This is a genomic window from Dechloromonas denitrificans (assembly GCF_020510685.1).
GTDB classification, from domain to species: Bacteria; Pseudomonadota; Gammaproteobacteria; order Burkholderiales; family Rhodocyclaceae; genus Azonexus; species Azonexus denitrificans_A.
Genome location: NZ_CP075185.1, coordinates 3519922 through 3539139, shown reverse-complemented (window position 1 = coordinate 3539139; position 19218 = coordinate 3519922). Strand labels below are relative to the sequence as shown.

Below are 19218 nucleotides of genomic sequence, written 5' to 3'. Positions count from 1 at the left end.
ACATGAGCGAGACAAAGCAATATCCAAAAATGCGGCTGAGCGTGCTGGGCATCGTCCTATGCACCAGCTTTGCCGGCCCGGTCCGGGCGGACGACTTGCCTTCGATGGGCGAGGATTCATCGCCCTGGCAGATCGACACGACTTACGAAAACCATACCGTGCGCCGGGAGAACGTCGGCCTGGCCAAGTTCCGCAACACCTTGCAGATGGAAGCGGACAAGCGGGTCGGTGACGGCTGGGGTATCCACGGTATCCTGCGCGGCAGCTGGGACGGTGTATACCGGATGAACAGCAACGAGTACGGCAAGAATGCCGGCGGTGCCGTGCAGCTGGAAAGCACCGGCGGGGGCGGCAGCGTTCCCTATGGCGGAGGCTTGGGCCATACCGCCGTTGCCGGCGCCTTCGGTCTGGTCAACAACAAGTTTGTCGACAGCTATCCGAACAGCCCGAACGAGGGCTTTCGCGTGCTCGGCGATCGCTGGCACCAGACCAACGGCGGTGTCGCCTTCGCCGTGCCGGTCCGGCCTTGCGATACCGACAACCGCGGTTGCCGCGACTTCGGCGGTTATGGCAACCAGAAGCTCAGCGAACTCGAAGCGCCCGAGTTCAACGACCGGCTCGACTTCGTCCGCGAGCTCTATGCCAAGAAGACCTTCAGTCTGGGTGATGGCAAGGATCTCTTCGTCAAGATCGGCAAGCAGCAGGTGGTCTGGGGGCGGACTGACCTGTTCCGGGTGCTCGACGTGATCAATCCGGTCGATTTCTCGCGCAACAATATCTACGACGAGTTGTCCGACATCCGCATTCCGATGTGGATCGCCCAGGCCGAGTACCGCATGGGGGCGAGCGACTCGATGCAGGATCGCAACTTCCAGTTGGTCTGGAACTTCGACAAGTTCCGCGCCAACAACCTCGGGCAGTGCGGCACGCCGAATGCGATCCTCGATGCCGGCTGTTTCTTCCGCGGCATGGCCAATCTCTGGGATAACGGCGGCACCGTCGCCAACTTCGCCGGCAACGGTACGCTGGCGACCAACTTCGGCGCGCACCAGATCGGTATCCGCAATGTCCATCTGCCGGACTGGTCGCTCGCCAATACCCAGCTTGGCGTCAAGTTTGAAGGCGTGACGGCGGGCGGGCTGTCGTTCTCTCTCAATGCCCTGACCTATCGTTCCCAGCTGCCGTCGCTGCATGCGATCAACGGGGCGGCCGGGGCGGTCAATCCCTTTACCGGAGGCAACGGCAATATTCCCGGCGTCGCGCCGGTCAGCGGCTTGATCGCCTTCGACATGCATTTTCCGCGGGTCAATCTGATCGGTGGTTCGATGGACTTCCAGCTGCCAGCGGTCGGCGCCTCGGTTCGTATGGAGGGCGCCTATACCAAGGGTGAGGAGTTCTCGAACACCGCACGCAGCGAGTTGTATTCGAAGAACGACGTGTTCCGCGCCGTCATCGGTGTCGATCGTCCGACCTTCATCCCCCTGATCAGCGAAACCTCGGCGACCCTGATATCCGGTCAGTTGTTCTACCAGCACATCTTCGACCACGAGTACCACCGAGCGGCCTTGGGCCCGGTCGGCATGCCCGACTGGAAGGACAACTTTATCGGCACGGTGTTGATCAAGGCCTTCCTGCGCAATGGTACGGTCAGCCCGCAACTGATCATTGCCCATGACTTCCGGGCCGTGGCAACGGCCGTGGCGCCACAACTGGAGTGGAACTACACCAACGACCTGAAACTGACCATCGGCGCCAATTACAAGATGGCCGAAGGGCGCGATCGCTGGAATTTCGACGATTGCCGTTCCTGCAATCCCTTTGCTCCCTTTACCAGCTACGACGGTAGCCAGGCGGTCGGCCAGTCCTGGGGCCTGGGTGGCATGGAGCCTCTCGGGCGTTTCCGGGCCGGCCCGATTGGTGCGGCCTTCAAGGAAAACGACCTGTTCGTCAAGCTGAACTACAAGTTCTGATTTAAAAAAGAGGAGACTAAACATGAAAAAACGTTTGATTGCATTGGTGCCGCTGCTTGCCGTCGGCATGGTCGGGGTGGCGCAGGCGGCCACCGAAGCGGATGTCGACAACTCGTTCAACCCCTACAAGGCGGGCATGCCGAGCTTTCCCGGCCTGACGGCGGGAACGGTGATCAACAAGAGCAACGTCGATCAGTTCAAGGACGTGCTGGGGGCGGGTGTCTACAAGCTGATCAAGGATGGCCTGTTTGAACTGAAGATTGGCGCAACGACTCAGTTCACCATCAACAAGGCCTACGTCGACGCGACCAGGGCCAATCTGAACAAGGCCAAGCTCGGCGCCAAGACCGGCGAACTGACCGGTTACGTAGCCGGCCGTCCGTTCCCGGAAGAGCCGGATGTCAAGGATCCGCACGCCGGCGACAAGCTGGCCTGGAATTACAAGTACGGGGTGAACTGGGGTGACGGGGCGATCATTTCCCCGTTCTACTGGAAGTACCGCAACATGCAGAGCGGCCAGGTGGAAAAGACCATCAAGTGGGACTTTCACTTCCTGAACTTCATGCATCGCACCAAGGATGCGCCGGTGCCGGAAATCACCCCGAATCCTTCGGGCATCTTCCGCGCCATCTATACCAAGGCACATGAGCCGGCCGACCTGAAGAATACCCAGTTGCTGATCCAGCGTTTCGAGGACGACAACAAGCTTGACGATGCCTATCTCTACCTCGGCTTCCAGCGCCGTGTCCGGCGTCTGGCGCAAGGCCAGGCGACCGACTCCTTCCTCGGTTCCGATCTGATGATCGAAGACTTCGAAGGCTACAACGGTCGCGTTTCCGACATGAAGTGGACCTACAAGGGCACCCGGAACGTGCTGCTGCCGATGTGGAACCATGATGAACTGAAGCTGGCGAGCGACATGCCGGCCGAAGCCGACGGCTACAAATACGTCGCCTTTGGCGGTCAGGGCGGTTGCTTCCACGAAGGAACCTGGCAGTTGCGCAAGGTTTACGTGCTCGAGGCGGCCCCGGTCAATGCCAATCATCCGGTCAGCAAGCGGGTCTTCTACATGGACGTGCAGCTCGGCAACCTGAACGGCGCCAACGAAATCTACGATCGCAAGGGCGAGCTATGGAAGGTCTTCATGGTCGGCAAGTCGCACGCCGACCGCCATCTGCCGGTCAACAAGGGGGCCGGCATCGGCATCGACGACGCCTTCTCGATGGTCGACCTGCAATCGAAACACTGCACCACCGGCCAGTTCAAGGGACAGGTCGATCCCAAGAAGAACCCGCCCGGACTCTTCCAGGTGCAAAACCTGCGCGGCGGCGACTGAGTCCCGACCATCTCCCACCCACCTCGGGTGACTGCGGTTGAGGGACCCCGTATGTCTCGGTCTCTCTCCTTCGGGGGGCGTAAGCCCCCCTTTTTTTGTTCACCAAAGACGGCTCGATCGATCCGCGAGGCGGCTCAGCAGGCCGCCGACGTCACCGGCGCCCCCGGGTGGCGATCTGTCCGGCGCGCCGACGATTCATCAAGACTTCCCGTTGCGCCAAAGAAACCCGGCCAGCGCGGGCGAGAGCACGATTGCCGCCAGGAGATTGACGACAAACATGAAGGCGAGCAGCAATCCCATGTCCGCCTGGAACTTCAGGTCGGAGAAGACCCAGGTGCCAACGCCAACAGCCATGGTCAAGGCCGTGAATACCGAGGCGGTTCCCCGTTGTTTCAGGGCATCGAGAAGCGCTGCCTGCAAACTTTTTCCCTCGTCATCCACCGCATGCTTGATCCGCTCGAAAAGGTAAATGCCGTAATCGACGCCGACCCCGACGCCCAGCGCGACCACCGGCAGCGTATTTACCTTCAATCCGATATCCAGCCAGGCCATGATGGCATTGCAGAAGACGGTGACGATCGCCAGCGGCAGGACGATGCACACCGTGATTCGAATTGAGCGGAAGGTCAGGAGGCACAACAGGCTGACCGAACCAAACAAGGCCAGATTCACCCACAAGTCGGCATCCGCCACCACTTCGTTGGTCGCCGCCATGATCCCTGCGCTACCGGTTGCCAGACGGAAACGGATACTGTCGTCGGTGAAGTTCTCCCGGTAACGTTTGATCTCGTCCACCACATGCGTCAGCGTGGTGGCCTGATGATCCTTCAGGTAAAGCAGGACCTGGGCGGTGTGGCAACCGAACAGGGCAAGATCCTTGTCCTTGGCGTTGGCATCGGTCATGTACTGGCCAAGCTGGGCACGGGTTTCCGGAATGCCATCCCATTTAATGTTTTCTTCGTTGTTGATCACATTCAGGGTTCGCACCGCGCCGCCCAGCCCTCGCACCGACTCGACCCCGGCCACCTGGCGCATGGCGAACTCGAAACGGTCAAGATGATCGACCATCGAGTATTCCAGACACGGCTCGCGCATGTTCCGGGGTTCAACGATGACCCCCAGCACATCGACACCGAGGGAGAAGTTCGCGGTAATGAACTCGGCATCCTGGTTATAGCGCGCCTCGGGGCGCAGTTCGGGAATGCCCTTGCCCAAATCGCCGACCTTCAGGTCGCGGGCGACCAGGGCGGCGCCCAGCAACAAGCCGAGGCCGCAGAGAATGGCTACCGTCGCCCATTTGCGCTGCACGACACAGCTCATCGCCCGCCACAGGCGGTCTGCCCCGGCCTCGTGGCCGGCATGGCTTGTTCCCCAGCTGCGACCGGCCTTCATGTACGACAACAGGATGGGCAGCAGCATCTTGTTGGTGGCGATCATGATCGACACGCCGATGGTGGCGGTGAAGACCAGATCCTGGACAATCTTGACCGGGACAAAGGCAATGGCCATGAAGCCCAGCGCATTGGCCAGCAAAGCAACGCTGCCCGGAATGAACAACTTGATGAAGCAATTGGTCGAGGCGGTCTGGCCATCGGCGCCCGTCATGACTTCCTGCTTCCAGGCGCTTGTCATCTGTACCGCGTGCGACACCCCGATGGCGAAAATCAGGAAGGGCAGCAGAATCGACAGCGGGTCGAGGGTCAATCCGACCAGCGGCATGATGCCGAGTAGCCAGACCACGGGAATCATCGCGGCGACCAGCGCCCAGGCGGTCAACATCCCGGAGCTGGAGTACCAGTAGAGCAACAGGGCCGTGACCAGGAAGGTCAGGGCGAAAAAGATGACGATACTGCCGGTGCCATTGACGATATCGCTGGTCGCCTTGGAAAAACCGATGATGTGAATGGCGACATCGTCGCCCTCCAGTTTGGCCCGGAGCTCTTCGAGCTTATTCCCGAAGTGATGGATGTTGAGGCTTTCCCCGGTTTCCGGGTCGGTTTCCATGAGCTCGGCCGAAATCATCGCCGACTTGAAATCGTTGGAGACGATCCGTCCAACCCAGTTGGACTTCGTGGTGTTTTCCTTGACCTTCTCGACCGCCAGGGGAGCCCCGTCGTAATCCGGCGCGATCAGCGGCCCGCCTTCGAAGCCGTTTTCGACGACCTGATAATGAACGACCTTGGGCGAGAAGATGGAAGTGACCGAAGCCCGTTCTACCCCGGGCAGATAAAACACCCCTTCATGTACGGACCGTAGCTTGGCCAGGAATTCCTTGGAGAAGATGTCTCCGTGCTTGTTGCTGACGGCGATCAATACCCGGTTTCCGCCGCCCAGTTCCTTCTGGTACTGCGTGAAGGTCTGGGTGTATTCATGGCCGAGCGGAATCATCTTGTTGAACTCGGCCTTCAATCCCAGGCGGCTAGCCGAGATGCCGAGCACCAGCGTGGTCAGGATGCCGATGAGCAAGAGGGGAAAGCGCTTGCTGAAGATCCAGAAGGCCACTGTGCCGATCAGGCCGGCCTGAAAATTCGTCCGGCGAAATGCCACCGTATCGATGCTTGGTTTTAGTTTGTCCATTCTCGTCACTTTTCCAGATCCTTCCACTGCATGTGCCGAATGCCGACATCCCCGAACAGGAGCAATTCGTCTTTTTGGCTTTCGACTATGCGCGATACGCTACGGCGATCCCGGGTATGCCTTGTCTCAACGGCCTGGCCATCGGCGGTGATCATGGCCAGAACGCCATCCTTGCCGCCGAGCAGCAGTCGCCCATCCCGCAACAGGGTTCCGGAGAAAAACGGCGACTTGGTACCGGACTCCAGTTCGCGCCAGTTCTGCCCCTGATCGAAAGAGCCGAGAATTTTTCCGCGCATGCCGTAGGCAATGAACACGCCGTTCGGCAGCGCCGCCACGCCGAAAAGCGAGCCGTGATAGGGCGACGGGACGATCTTCCAGGTCTTTCCCAAGTCGCTGGAGAGCGAAATCAATCCCGCCTCGCCGACCAGAACCAGAGATTGATCGCTCGCAGCTATCCCGTAGAAATGCTTGTCCATCTCCGCATCGAGGATGCTGCGTTGCTCCCATGTGCTCCCTCCGTCGCCTGATTCGAGCAAACTGGAATAGCCGCCAAAAGCCAATGTTCGGCCATCCGACAGCGCCAGCATGCCGAGCAGCGCTTCCTTCTGGCCAACGGGCACGGGCGACCGCGTCCAATTGTCGCCGCCATCGATGGACCGAAGGATCACCCCGCTGTGGCCTGCCGCAATCAGTACGCCTGCTCGCTGCACGATCACCGAGGTCAATGATTTTTCGCTTGCGGTCGGTCGCGCTGACCAGGTTTTCCCCTCGTCGTCAGAAACAAAAATCAGACTGCGTTCGCCCACCGCGACGATCCGTTTGCCGGAACGCACAGCATCGAGGATCGCCACCTTGTTGATGCCCGCTTTGGCTTTCAGGGCGAGCAGTGCCTGCGCCGCAGCTGGCTCGGCGGCAGCAGCCAGCTGCGGCTGGGCAAGCAGGGCCAGCGATGACAAGAGCAGAACAGTCCGGCGAATTCCAAATGAAATTCGACAGCCTGAGTTTCCGGCGTAATGGTGCATTTGACGTTTCCGAATCGGGGTGATGGATACAACGGGGGCGACTATGACTTCGCCCCCGGACAGGGATAAATAGTCTTTTGCTACTTCGTTCCCATGCGCTTCAACGCTTCGGCGCTGTGATCGGCCCAGCGGCTCTTGACGCCAAACTTGATCGGGCGCTTTTCCTCGTTGTCCATCCACTCTGCGATGTAAGCGCCGCTGTTCAAGTCGGCAATTGCCCAGGACTGGATGTAGGGAACAATGGCGTTGTAATACTGCATGGTGTAGACGTCATTCACCCGCCACAGTTGGCCGCGCGAATCGTAGGCATCGTCATGCAGCACGGTCCAGCTGTCTTCATCGACGTACCAGGTCCGCTTCGAGTAGATATGGCGCTGGTTGTCCCGCAGGCTGCCCTCGACGACCCAGACCCGGTGCTTCTCGAAACGCAGGTAGTCGGGATTGGGATGGTTCTTGGTCAATATCTGCTTGTACTTCAGGCTGCGATCGGCCAGCTTGTAGCTGTTGTAGGGAACGATGATTTCCTTCTTGCCGACCAGCTTGAAGTTGTAGGACACCAGCGAGCCAAAGAAGCCGTCGAACTGGTCCGCCGTCCGCAAGCCCTCCAGCGCATCGTCAAAGTAGTCATTGGGCGTTTCCGGCATCTTCCTGACCCGGCGCAAGCCGGCGTTGTAGAAGTAGAAATCGAGCGGGCGCGCCAGTGGATTCGAGTAGCTCTTGGCCACTCCGGCACGACCTTCCACCTGGGCCGGGGCGGTCTGAAAGAAGATGAACGAGCTGACCAGACCGGCCGGGACATTTTCCTTGTCAAGAAAATCGGTCGGCTGGGCCCAGATCATATGTGGCTTGTTGTAATAGAGGATGTTCCCGTCGGCGAGCACCGGAGCCGTTACCAGATCCCGCTCGACGCCGCCGCCACGATAGCGGTACAGATGATTCCACATGACCTGCCGACCGGTTTTCGGCGTCGGGAAAGGAATCACGCCGCATCCCGAGCAGGTGATTTCCTCGTCGCTCAGTTCGGCCGCGTTGCCGCCTTTTTTGATTGCATCGTAGATGTCGGGCGGGTAAGCCGCCGTGCGGTGCGTCGGATAGACGTTCATCTTGAAACTTGCATACTTCTTGAGCATCGCGTAATGCCCTTCGGTCAGCTTGTCCTTATGCTGATCGGCATTTGCCGCGGTAATCGTCACGACCGGTTTTTCGGCAGCAAACGGATCGATGTATCCCTTCCCGGCATCGAAGCCGGCCGGTGGCGTGGTTAGACCGCCGTTCCAGGCGGGAATGCTGCCATCTGCATTGCCCGCCTTTTCGGCGCCGACCGGCGTGAGATCCTTGCTCAAACGGGCAATCTCGTCCGGGGTCATCTTGGCGTGCGCGGTTCCCAATATCAGCAACGATGCAACGATGATGGAACGACTTAACCGCTTCGTATGATTTTTCATATTCATTCCTCCTCTGGTTGGTATCAGAACGTGTAGCCGAGGCTGAAGCCGTAGAAAGCGCGGTCCCGGCCATCGTCATATGTTGCATTCCTGTTGTAGCCGACATAAGAGGCTTCGGCCCAATAGGCCGCCCGCTCGAAGCGCAGCGAAAGACCGAGCATCCGGCGCTTCTCGTTGAGTTGGCCATCGACTGACCAGCCTTTCAAATCGTGCGCAAAATAGATCCCGGGTTTGACCGAAACGCCGATGTCGGTTGTGTAGTTGAGTTGGCCGTAGAGGCGATAGCCATAGGCGTTTTTCGTTGCATAGCCGTCGTTGCTGCATTGCCCGGGAACGGTCGACGGACAGATCGGGGCAAGATTGGCGCCGTAGTTGAAAGAGCGGCCGTAGCGCGTGGCGCCGGGCTGGTCGGGATCGTCGATGCTGGCGTGCTGATAGGCGAATTCGGCAATGAACATGCCGCCCGTTGCCCCCCACATTGGTGAAAGCAGCTTCAAGGTATTGACCAGAAACTGCGTCTGAGCCACCCGGTCATAGCCGCGCATGTAGGTGCCATCGGCCGCCCCGGCATACTTGCTGCCCAAGGGACCGAGACCGCTACCGACCGCGGCGTAGAACATATCCACCGCGCTGACCTGGACCGGCTGGTTGGGGGTGTGGCTCAACTCCATCCCCAAGGACCAGCCGCCTGGAATGTTGGTCGCGATGGTCGCGCCATAGCGCCGGACATCTTCCGGATATTCGAACATGTACTTCAGGTACTGCAATTGAGCCATGCCGTGAGTCGGGCTGGATGTGTAAGACGAAAAAATCGGAATGCCGGAATGAAGATTCATCGCATACAGGCCCACCTGGGTATCGACCGATTCGATGTTGTAGTGGGTTGCGAAGCCGTACTGCCCGGAATCCTTGGCCTTGCGGTTGCTACCGCGCTGCATGTAACCGACAGAACCATCGGGGAAGGCTATAGCCGGACCAAGGTTGGCGCTGGCGCCGCAACTGTTATCGACGCCGATGTCCGAGGTCGAGAAGAAGGTGCCGCAACCATCGACCACGAAAGGACGGAATTTCCATTCATAGAAGCCTTCGATGGACAGTGGTTGATCCCGGGGAGCCCAGCTGAAGTAAGCCGTTTCGACGGGGATCAGACCTTCCTTGACCTGGGCTCCCGGACGGCGGAGCGCCGGTATGTCGAGGGGACTCGTCTGGTTCAGCCCCTGAAAGAAAGTGGACTCGCCCCAGTTGAGGACTTGCTTGCCGACCCGTAGCGTCAAATCCGAATTGTTCAGGCGGAAGTTGCCGTAGGCGTAGGCATCGAGCAGCGATACCCCGGAGAACTGCGCTTCATTGACGAAGCCCTGGTCGCTCAGCGCCCCCCCGCCATATTGATTGACCGAACTGCCATGAGGGACGGTGTGGTTTTCCCAGTTCATGTCGTACCAGGCCTTGGCCCGGACCAGCGCCCCGTAGTTGTCCTTTTTCACTTCGAGGTCGGAGACCAGCTTGACCACCGACGAAACCTGGTCGCCTTTCTTGTAGTTCAGGTTTCCGTCGTCATTGGCCGAGGAGCCGGAAACCCCGCCGTAGGCCGGACCGATGAGCTCCTTCATCGGACTTGCCGCCCGCCATTGCGAGCCGTAGGAAATGTTGGTGGTGGAAATTATTTTTGTTCCATCCTCCAGCTCTGTCTGAAACCCAAGGGCATGGGCCGAAAACAGGGCGCCCGCCATCCATGGGATGGTTGACCGCGCGTGCCGATGGTAATTTTTTTTCGAATACTGCATCACGAACTCCTCCAGAAAATTTTTGAATGCCTCCTGCCGATTTGATGCTGTACTTCGCCCTCTGCTGCGTTGCTACAAGACCTCCTGCTCAACTGCCGATGCATTACTGCGGACTGCCTGGTTCTTGTTGTTGCCTACTTATCGAACGTTCGTTCTTTTTCAGGTCAAAAAATTTTCAACCGACTTGTGCCGACAGATTCATGGCGACAATGGGTCGGCAATCATCTGGCCCTTTACCGCGCGGCACTGCGCCTGGGCGACAGCCACCATCCGGCCGTCAGCGGCGCTAACGGTGATCTCGTAGGTCGCTGTCCGGCCGACCCGGGCGCTTTCCCGCGCTTCTGCCACGAGGGTTTCGCCCAGCGCGCCAGGGGTCAGGAAAACAATGTTCAGGGCCTGAGACAGGGCGTTCTGATTGTGTGAATTGCAGGCATAGGCACAGGCGGTGTCGGCCAGGGCAGAAGTGAAGCCGCCATGACAGATGTTGTGGCCGTTGATCATCTCCGCTGTAATCTGCATGGTGATCCGCGAATAGCCTGGCCGGATTTCATCCAGCCGCATGCCCAGGCGGTTTCCCACCTTGTCGAGGGAGGACATGAACCGGCCGACATTTCTGGCCAGTTCGTCGGGGTCCGGGTGTTTGCATTGCTGTGTCATGCCTTTTTTTCCTGTACAGAGTCAGACCGACAACACGATGGCGGTCATGGATTTGGTATCGGCAGCTTTGTCACCGCCCATGCAATGCGCGAGTCCTGTTCTTGCTCCGCTCACCTGGCGTTTTCCTGCCCGTCCCCGCAACTGCAGGCTCAGTTCAACAATCTGCTCGATACCGGTAGCGCCGACCGGATGGCCGCGCGATAACAAACCGCCGGAAACGTTGACTGGATGGGCGCCGCCCAGGGCCGCCGCGCCTGACTGGACAAACCGTCCGCCTTCTCCCGGCAGACATAGACCGAGGGCTTCGTAATGCATGATCTCGGCAATCGAGAAAGCGTCGTGGCATTCGACGACATCGAGATCGTCGGGGCCGATCCCGGCCTGCTCGTAGGCCGCCCGGGCGCCTTCGTAGTCGGTATGCCAACGGGCCAGATCCTGCGGGTTGGCATAGCCGCCGGTGCGCAAGACCGATGCCCGAACCCTGACGCGCGCATCGATCCGTCGCCCCAGCGCTTCGGAGCACAGGACGATGGCCGATGCGCCGTCGGCCATCGGACACGACTGGAGCCGCGTCAGTGGGTCGGCGATCAGCGGCGAGGCCAAGACCTCCTCGATGGTGACCGACTTGTTGAACTGGGCAATCGGATTCAACGCCGAATGCAGGCGGCTTTTGACCGACACCATCGCCATCTGCTCAAGCGTCGTGCCAAACTCCGTCATGTGGCGCCGTGCCCGCAGGGCGAAACTGGCCGGCGTTACCAGGCCGAGTAGCGTATCGATCTCGCTGTTTCCCGAACTAAGGAGGCCGATCTGCGGGACGCACATTTTTTCCGAGCCAATGACCATCGCGCAATCCACCTCGCCGGCGCGGATTGCCATGCAGGCCAGATAGAAGGCGGTGGAGCCCGAGGTACAGGCGTTCTCGACATTGATCACCGGGATGCTGGTCATGCCGAGATCGGCATAGACGTTCTGGCCGATGGTCAGGTCGCCGAAAAGTTTGCCGGCCAAGGCATTCGAAAAAACGCCCATCTGGATGTCCCGCGCTTGCAGCCCGGCATCCCTCAAGGCCCGCAGTCCAGCTTGGCTGCCCATCGACACCACGGATTGGTCAAGATGCTTGCCAAAGGGGATGTTGCCGGTCCCGGCGATCATTACTCCGCGCATGAGGCCTCCGTGCTGCCAGCGTCTTCCTGGCTCAGGCAGAACACCGGCCGCAGACAGGGCGTCGCCAACGCATTCTCGCCGAGCAGCATGGACTTGAGGGTCAGGCTGGCGCCGACCCGCAGATAAGGAATAGCCGCCGGGTCGAGCAGGGCGAAGACGCGCAGCGGCACGTCCTGCAGATCGACATAGCCGACCGCATAGGGTTCGGGCAGAGCAAACGGCGCCCTGGTGCGCACCACGGTGAAGCTGTAGAGGCGGCCGCGTTCCCCGAAGACCTGTCGTTGCAGCTTTCCGTAGCAGCCCGGACATTGCCCGGCGGTGGGGAAGAAATGCCGGTCACAGCTGGGGCAATAGCCGCCGACCAGGCCATGCCGTCCGGCATCGCCATCGAGGGCCTGAAACAGATCGGGAACAACCATTGGGGGCGGCTGATCAATCAACCGGTGGGCTGATGGCATGGTTTTGTCGATCATCAGACGGGTGCTCCCTGTCTGGCGACCGGCGTGCCGTGCCCGGCATCCTTTTCCCGATCCCAGGTATCGGCGGTAACGCCTTGGTCGCGAATGACGTACTTCTGGACTTTCTCGGTCGGCGTTCTGGGCAGGCCGGCAACGAAACGGACGTAGCGCGGCACCATGAATTTCGCCATCACCTGTTCGCAGTGAGCGATCAGCTCTTCCGCCGACAAACGCGCACCTTCGCGCAAAACCACCGTGATCATCACCTCGTCTTCACCGAGTTCCGATTTGACCGGCGTGGCGGCGGCTTCGAGGACCAGCGGATGGCTGGTCACCATGGTCTCGACTTCATAGGAGCTGATATTCTCGCCGCGGCGGCGAATCGCATCTTTCTTGCGGTCGACGAAGTGATAGAAGCCTTCGTCGTCCTGCAGCAAATAGTCGCCGGTATGGAACCAGAGACCTTGCCACGCTTCGACGGTCTTCTCCGGCATCCGGTAATACTCAAGGAGGGTTGTCCAGGGCTTTTTCGGTCTTACCAGCAATTCGCCCGGCACGCCCTCGGCTACCTCCTGTCCCTCGTCATCGACCACCATCACCTCGTAATCCGGGTGGGGCTTGCCACAGGTGCCGGGTTTGCAGGCTCCCGGGCGGCTCATCAGCGGCAGACCGATTTCGCTCATGCCGTAGCCTTCGATCAGCGAAACCCCGAAGCGCGCCTCGAATGCTTCATAGACCCCGGGCGTGGCGCCCGCGCCGAGCAACACCCGCAAGGAGTTTTCGCGGTCGTCCGGTTGCGGGTCGGCCTTGAGCAGGATCGAAAGAATGCTGCCGATGTAGTTGAATTCGGTGCACCGGTAGCGGGCGATATCGTCCCAGAACTGGCTGGCCGAAAAACGCTCGGCCAGCACCATGGTGGCGCCGGAATACAAGGCGGGCATGGTCGACAGCAACTTGGCATTGCCGTGAAACAGCGGCAATGCGTTGTACAGGCAGTCGTCCGGGCCGTAACCGGCGATTTCCGAAATTATCTCCGCCGTATGGATGGCGTAGTTCTGAGGAAGTACCGCGCCCTTGGACGGCCCGGTCGTTCCCGAAGTGAACATGATGCCGAGCGGATCGTTCCAATGGACGGATGCCGGCCGATAGTCTTCACCCCGGGCCACCAGGTCGGCGTAACGCTGCACCTCGATTCCGGGAAGTTCGGGCAAGGCCTCGTCCAGGTCGAGAACGACGACATGCCGCAAGCTGTCGAGATCCTTGCCGATGTCTTCGATGCAGGGCAGGAAAGACTTATCGACAATCAGCACGCTGCACTGCGCCTGGTTCAGCTGGTAGGACAACAGATAGCCGCGATGCGCGGTATTCAGCGCCACCTCAATAGCGCCGAGCTTGGCCAGACCGAACCACACGGCTAGAAACTCCGGCCGGTTGCCGAGCATCACGGCGACCCGGTCGCCCTTGGCCACGCCGATGTCCTGCAGCCCCTTGCTGACGCAGGACGCCATGCGATTCAGCCGTGCATAGCTGAATGCCTCATCCTTGAACCAGAAGAAGGTGGCCTCCTTCTGCAGTTCGGCCCGCCGCTCCAGTAGATGATGGATCGTACGTTCCGCTGGCGAGAACAGCTTTATTTGCCCCATCTCCGTTCTCCTCAGGCAGCCTTGCCGAGCTGGGCGGCGGGGTCCGGATAGGCGCCGTAGTAGCGCAGCACTTCCGGCTTCGGCCGCAACTCGGACCAGGTCTTGATGAATTCGGCGTAGGGCTTGCCGGCCCGCTTGCGCTCCTCTCTGGTCGCCAGGCGCAGGGCTTCGGTGCCGGCCTGGTCGATACGCAGGGTCTCCTTGTCGAAGGCCACTTTGTAGATGTTCGCCGCCGCCCAGGGGGTAACCAGATTGCGCTTGAGGTCTGCCGCCACCCTGGCCGGCTCACGCTCGAGGACATCACCATAGCCGGCCCCGCCGAGGACAGGGACGTAAAGCGTGTCGCCCTCGGCGAAGGCCTTCGGTGGCGAACTGACGTGACCCAGTGTTCGGTCCCCGGTTTCCACCGTGGCATTCTCGTAAAGCTCGCCCATATTGCGCGGCATATCCGAGTTGCCTTCGGCCAGCAGGGTTTTCATGTTGCTGCCATGGACGGACTGGACGAATACGGGGGGCGATGCCCGGCCGCCAAAAATGCCAAGCGTTGCCGGGAAGCGCGTGCCGAAACCCATGCCGCCGATGGCGACCCAGGGCACACCATGCACCATTACGCCATAGCCGACGCCGGAACCGCCGCGGAACTTGCCGTGGCCGTAGGAGGTATTGAAGAAATTGCGAAACAGATAAACGAAGGGACGATCGGCTTCCATCGACTCGATGTCGCCGCAGTCGCTCATGGTCGCAAAGAAGGCGCCGGCCGAATCGACGCCATCCATGTCCGGCCGGGCGCCGGCGCCGGTCGCATTGATTTCCGGCGTGATGTCGGCAATCGGCTCGCCCCATTGGTTGAAGCCGCCGAATGGCGTCACCGCGAACCCCGAGTACCAGCAGCCGACCGCCCGCAGCGGATCGATGGCGTACATCATGCGGGCGCCGCACATGAACATGCCCTGGGTGAAGGCCACCTGGGTCGCCGGCGCGTAGGAGACCGGCATGTCGCCCTTGGCATTGACGAAGGTGTCTTCCGGGAACTCCCACTCGATCGCTTCCAGCAGGCCGTTGTTGGCCGGCAGGTCATGGAAGAACCAGCCGCAGAAATAGACCATGGCCAGACCGATGATGCCCTGGAAGTAGCTGTTCACCGGGCGGTCGGGAATGGCCGGCGACGAGCCCTCGAAGCACAGCTTGATCTTGTCGCCCTTCTTGATCACCGTCAGATTGATCTTGAGCAGCGCGTCCTCGGGACCGGTGGTGTCCATGAAGCGCGGTTGCCGATAGACCCCGTCGTTGATCAGCGAGACCTTCTTGCGGGCTGCTTCGCCGGTCACCTGCAGCACCCGGCGTAGCGCGCCAACGTAGAAATCGGCCCCCTTCTCGACAATGATTTCCTTGACCCGACGCTCGGCGATGCGACAGGCGGCGAGACGGGCCTTGATGTCGAGCATCATGGTCCGTGGGTCGCGGGTCATGTTCGACAGCATGGCCAGCAGATCTTCCTTCAGGACAAAGTTCTCGCCGATCTTGATCGGCGGGACCAACAGACCTTCGTCATAGCGGGAGTGCGCCCCATTGACCATGCCGCCGGGTTCCGATCCACCGCATTCGCCGGTATGGACCGCGGCGCCGATAAAGCAGACCAGCTCGCCGTCCGCGAACACCGGGATGGCGAGGCCCATGTCGGCGTTGTGCACCCCGCCATAGAAGGGGTCGTTAAAGAAGAAGGAGTCGCCGTCATTCAGGCCGACCGATGGGTCGTCGCGCCAGTGTTTGACGATGTACTTGACGGGAATTTGCGAGAGTACGGCGTGGTGGTAGATGCCGGTGGCGCAGATGGCCAGATCGCCGCGCGCCGTGTAAATACCGAAAGCCACGTCGCCCCAGCGCATGGCGGTCGAGGCGCCGAGGCGCATGGTGGTTTCCTTGCCTTCCAGCGCGATCATGCTGGCTTTGTGCTGGAAGATTTCAAACTCCAGCCCCTCGATCAAGGCTTGGGCGTCCCGTTCCCGGTCGCTCATCGGTTCCGGGCGCAAGCGCTGGACGACTTCGAAATCGCGTCCATAGCGGAAAGTAGCAGGTGCATTCATTGTCTTTTCTCCAGTCGGGAATCAGCGGTTCTGCTGCAGGACGCCGTTGCGCCAGGCATCCATGGTGTAGGTCCAGCCGCGGTCGATGACATAGGTGGTTTCCGGGGCATCGATGAGGGCCGGTCCGTGGATGGTGTTTTCCGGTTGCAGCAGACGCCAGTCATAGACCGGCGTATCGACCAGACCCTGGGCCGGGTCGAAGCAAGCCGGGCGGGTGCCGAGGGCGGCGGCGGCGGGGGATGCCCCGGTTCCGACGCTTTGCTTGAAGGCGGCTTTTTCCTGGTTTACCGAAGCGGTCAGGTAGAAACCCTCGACGTTGATGCCGCCTACCGGGAAAGCTGCCTCCGGGGAGTAGATTTCCGAATAACGCTGGGTGAAGGCTTCGCATAGTTCCCGCGCGTCGTCCTCGCTGTGCAGCAACAGACGGGGCACCGGAATCTTGGTCAGGTTGTACTGGCTGCCATAGCGCATATCCAGTTCGAGGTGGAAATCCATCTGCTCTTCGCCAAAACCTTCCAGCTTCAGGTCGCGGATTGCCAGGCTCTTCAAGTCCTGGACAACCCGGTTGAAGGATTCCAGATCTTTCAGATAGGACTGTTTGTCCCAGTGGAAGAGCTTGAGCGAGCGCGAGACATCCCAGACCTGGCGGATCTCCATCGTCGACGCCCCGAAAGCGCCGAAGACCGAGGCCACGGCGGGGACGACGACGGTACGGGCGCCGATGTAGGGGGCAAAACCGCAGGCATGGGTGGCGCCGGCGCCGCCGCAGGCGAAGACGGCAAACTTGCGGGGATCATGGCCTTTGAGCGCCACTTCGTTGAAGACTTCCTGGCCCATGCGCGCATCGACCAGCCGGCGGATCCGGTAGGCCGCTTCGATGACGCTGATGCCGAGGGGCTTGGCGATCTTTTCGGCGATGACTTCGCGCGACAGTTCGACATCGAGATACATCTCGCCGGCCAGATAGTTGTCCGGATTGAGGTAACCGAGGACCAGGTCGGCATCGGTCACGGTGGGTTCCTGGCCGCCCTTGTCGTAGCAGGCCGGGCCGGGCATCGAGCCGGCGGATTGCGGACCGACTTCGACGGTCTTGCCCATCAGTTCGTTGATCCAGGCAATCGAGCCGCCGCCGGCACCGATCGACTTGACCTCGATGGCCGGAATGTTGGTGCGCCAGCGGTCGATCACCGGGATGAAGTCATGGGCGCGCAGTTCGCCATTGACGATGACGCCGATGTCGAAGGAAGTGCCACCCATGTCGGTGAAGACCACGTTGGGGTAGCCGGAGAGCGCGCCGACCGCGGCCGAGCCGTACATACCGGCGACCGGACCGGCATTGTGGGTGAGCACCGCCTTGGTACGGGAAACCTTCTTGGTCCCGCCGGTGTTGTGCACCAGGATCAGCGGCCGCTCGTAACCGCCATCGCGCAGCTCGTTGCCCAGGCGATTCAGGTTGTCGGCCATCAGCCCGTGAATGTAGGCATTGACCACCGTCGTCATGGTCCGGGTGTATTCGCCGGCCTTCGGCGAAATCTCGCTGGACAGGGTCACCGGCATGGCGCCGAGGTAATCCTCGGGGTATTCCTCCTCGATGATCTGCTTGATCATGCGCTCGTGCTCGGGATTGACGAAGGACCACATCAGGCTGACGACGAAGCCCATCGCCCCTTTGTCGACCAGGGCCTGCAGCTTGGCGAGGACGTCCTCACGGGAGAGCGGGCAGATGATTTTTCCGTTGCAATCGATACGCTCGCTGATCCCGGCGACCATGTCCGGATCGATCAGGGGGGCCGGCTTGGTGATCCGGGCCATGTCCTTGACCTCATGGAGCGGCAAGCCGTCGGCCCAGCTCCGGGAGCGCCCGATGAAGATGGTGTCCTCGAAGCCGGCCGTGGTGATCAGGGCCAGCTTGGGGCCGTTGCGCTCGATCAGGGCATTGGTGCCGACCGTCGTCGAATAGCGCAAGGCATGCACCTGGGACAGGTACTCCCGGCTGGCCAGTTCGGAGCGCTTGGCCAGTTCGCGCATGCCGCGCATGAAGCCGACCGACAGGTCGTAATGCGTGGTCGGTGTCTTGTAAACAATGATCTGCCCGTCGTCGCCGACCGAACAGAAATCGGTGAAGGTGCCGCCGATGTCGATCCCTACGTTGAATCCCATGTCTCGCTCCTTATAATTTTGGCAACTCAAACGCTCCGAGCTGCCTTGATATCGTTCGTCGATCAGGCCGCCAGGGCCTGTCCTGTCTTGCGTGCCAGCTCCAGATCGGTTTCCTGGTCAGGCGAGCACCAGTAGCCGGCAGGGTTCGATCGCGGCAGGGCGATTGCCTTGTCCGGGTCTGCCAGAGGCAGGCCCAGGCTTTGCCAGCCCTGACCGGCGGCTGCAGCGAGGGCCTCGGCCAGCGGGGGGTATCCCGTCGCCGCCTGACCGAGCAGCAGGTGATCCAGGCGCAGGGTGCGCAGGGCCTGGATCGTTACCGCCCCGTCGTCATAGCCGGCAACCCGCAGGCCGAGAGGAATGCCGAAATACTCGGTGACATTCTTCAGCGTGCTGCAGATCCGCCGATAGTCCGGCGTGGCCAGGAGGGCATCCGGCTCGCCCGACTCGTCGATGACGACCAGATCCGGCCGGCACTCGCAGGCCATTTCCAGCAGCTTCATCAGGCCGGGTTTGATGCGATCCAGGGATGCCCGGTCCAAGGGCCAGCCGAGACTGCGACAAATGCGCGCCGGTCCGGGCAGGGCGACCGCCAGCTCCCTTTCCGGGCGGACGGTTTCGGCCAGCCGGCGGATACATTCGAGCAAGGCAGCCAAGCTGTCGTGACGCCACGGTTCGTCGGGGATGGCGGAGAACGCCTCCAGGCAATGCTCGTTGAGAAACCCGACGGCCACGACCTTGGCCTCGACCAGCTTGGCAATGCGCGGCAGGGCGTTGGCCCAGCGCGTCGCATCGCCAAGCAGCGTCGGCACGTCGCAGCCTTCAACCTGGGCGGCGAGGGTTTCCAGAAACGGCAACCAGATCGCCCGCTCGGGAATCTCGCCCAGGGAAATTGTCCGAAAGTAACTCACCGGTTCT

General features: G+C 60.9%; 13 protein-coding genes. 2 read left to right on the top strand and 11 right to left on the bottom strand.

Translation table 11 applies throughout. The annotated features are described in order from the left end of the window. The first annotated feature begins 2 nt into the window (after positions 1-2). Positions 3-1970: a DUF1302 family protein gene (locus KI611_RS16920; RefSeq protein WP_226416820.1), complete on the top strand. Its 1968-nt coding sequence runs from the start codon at positions 3-5 to the stop codon at positions 1968-1970. A 22-nt stretch (positions 1971-1992) separates the two neighbouring features. Further along, on the top strand, positions 1993-3306 hold the full coding sequence (locus KI611_RS16915; RefSeq protein ID WP_226416819.1) for a DUF1329 domain-containing protein: 1314 nt from the start codon (positions 1993-1995) through the stop codon (positions 3304-3306). A gap of 198 nt (positions 3307-3504) precedes the next feature. Here the strand turns inward: KI611_RS16915 and KI611_RS16910 are convergent, their stop codons facing one another. The 11 genes from KI611_RS16910 to KI611_RS16860 form a co-directional block, all read right to left on the bottom strand. Continuing rightward, complete coding sequence (locus tag KI611_RS16910) at positions 3505-5883, bottom strand: efflux RND transporter permease subunit (protein WP_226416818.1); 2379 nt, start codon at positions 5881-5883, stop codon at positions 3505-3507. A 5-nt stretch (positions 5884-5888) separates the two neighbouring features. After that, complete coding sequence (locus KI611_RS16905) at positions 5889-6905, bottom strand: WD40/YVTN/BNR-like repeat-containing protein (protein ID WP_226416817.1); 1017 nt, start codon at positions 6903-6905, stop codon at positions 5889-5891. Positions 6906-6985: 80 nt separating this feature from the next. Further along, entirely contained in the window at positions 6986-8350 is a 1365-nt protein-coding gene (locus KI611_RS16900; protein ID WP_226416816.1) for a DUF1329 domain-containing protein, read from the bottom strand. Between the two features lie 23 nt (positions 8351-8373). Next, complete coding sequence (locus KI611_RS16895; protein WP_226419939.1) at positions 8374-10080, bottom strand: DUF1302 domain-containing protein; 1707 nt, start codon at positions 10078-10080, stop codon at positions 8374-8376. Positions 10081-10332: 252 nt separating this feature from the next. Beyond that, positions 10333-10791, bottom strand: a complete 459-nt coding sequence (locus tag KI611_RS16890; protein WP_226416815.1) for a hotdog fold thioesterase — start codon at positions 10789-10791, stop codon at positions 10333-10335. 21 nt (positions 10792-10812) lie between these two features. Then, entirely contained in the window at positions 10813-11958 is a 1146-nt protein-coding gene (locus KI611_RS16885) for a thiolase family protein (RefSeq protein WP_226416814.1), read from the bottom strand. Beyond that, positions 11946-12431, bottom strand: a complete 486-nt coding sequence (locus tag KI611_RS16880) for a Zn-ribbon domain-containing OB-fold protein (RefSeq protein ID WP_226416813.1) — start codon at positions 12429-12431, stop codon at positions 11946-11948. The genes KI611_RS16885 and KI611_RS16880 overlap by 13 nt, the downstream gene beginning before the upstream one ends. Then, the gene (locus KI611_RS16875; protein WP_226416812.1) at positions 12431-14059 is read right to left on the bottom strand and encodes an AMP-binding protein; all 1629 of its coding nucleotides are present in this window, start codon (positions 14057-14059) and stop codon (positions 12431-12433) included. Before KI611_RS16875 ends, KI611_RS16880 begins: the two co-directional genes overlap by 1 nt. An 11-nt stretch (positions 14060-14070) precedes the next feature. Continuing rightward, entirely contained in the window at positions 14071-16143 is a 2073-nt protein-coding gene (locus KI611_RS16870; RefSeq protein WP_226416811.1) for a hydantoinase B/oxoprolinase family protein, read from the bottom strand. A 21-nt stretch (positions 16144-16164) separates the two neighbouring features. Next, positions 16165-18303, bottom strand: coding sequence for a hydantoinase/oxoprolinase family protein (locus KI611_RS16865; protein ID WP_226416810.1), 2139 nt, complete (start codon positions 18301-18303; stop codon positions 16165-16167). Between the two features lie 62 nt (positions 18304-18365). Next, positions 18366-19211 carry a hypothetical protein gene (locus tag KI611_RS16860; RefSeq protein WP_226416809.1) on the bottom strand — a complete coding sequence of 282 codons (846 nt, stop codon included), beginning with the start codon at positions 19209-19211 and terminating at the stop codon, positions 18366-18368. Positions 19212-19218 lie beyond the last annotated feature (7 nt).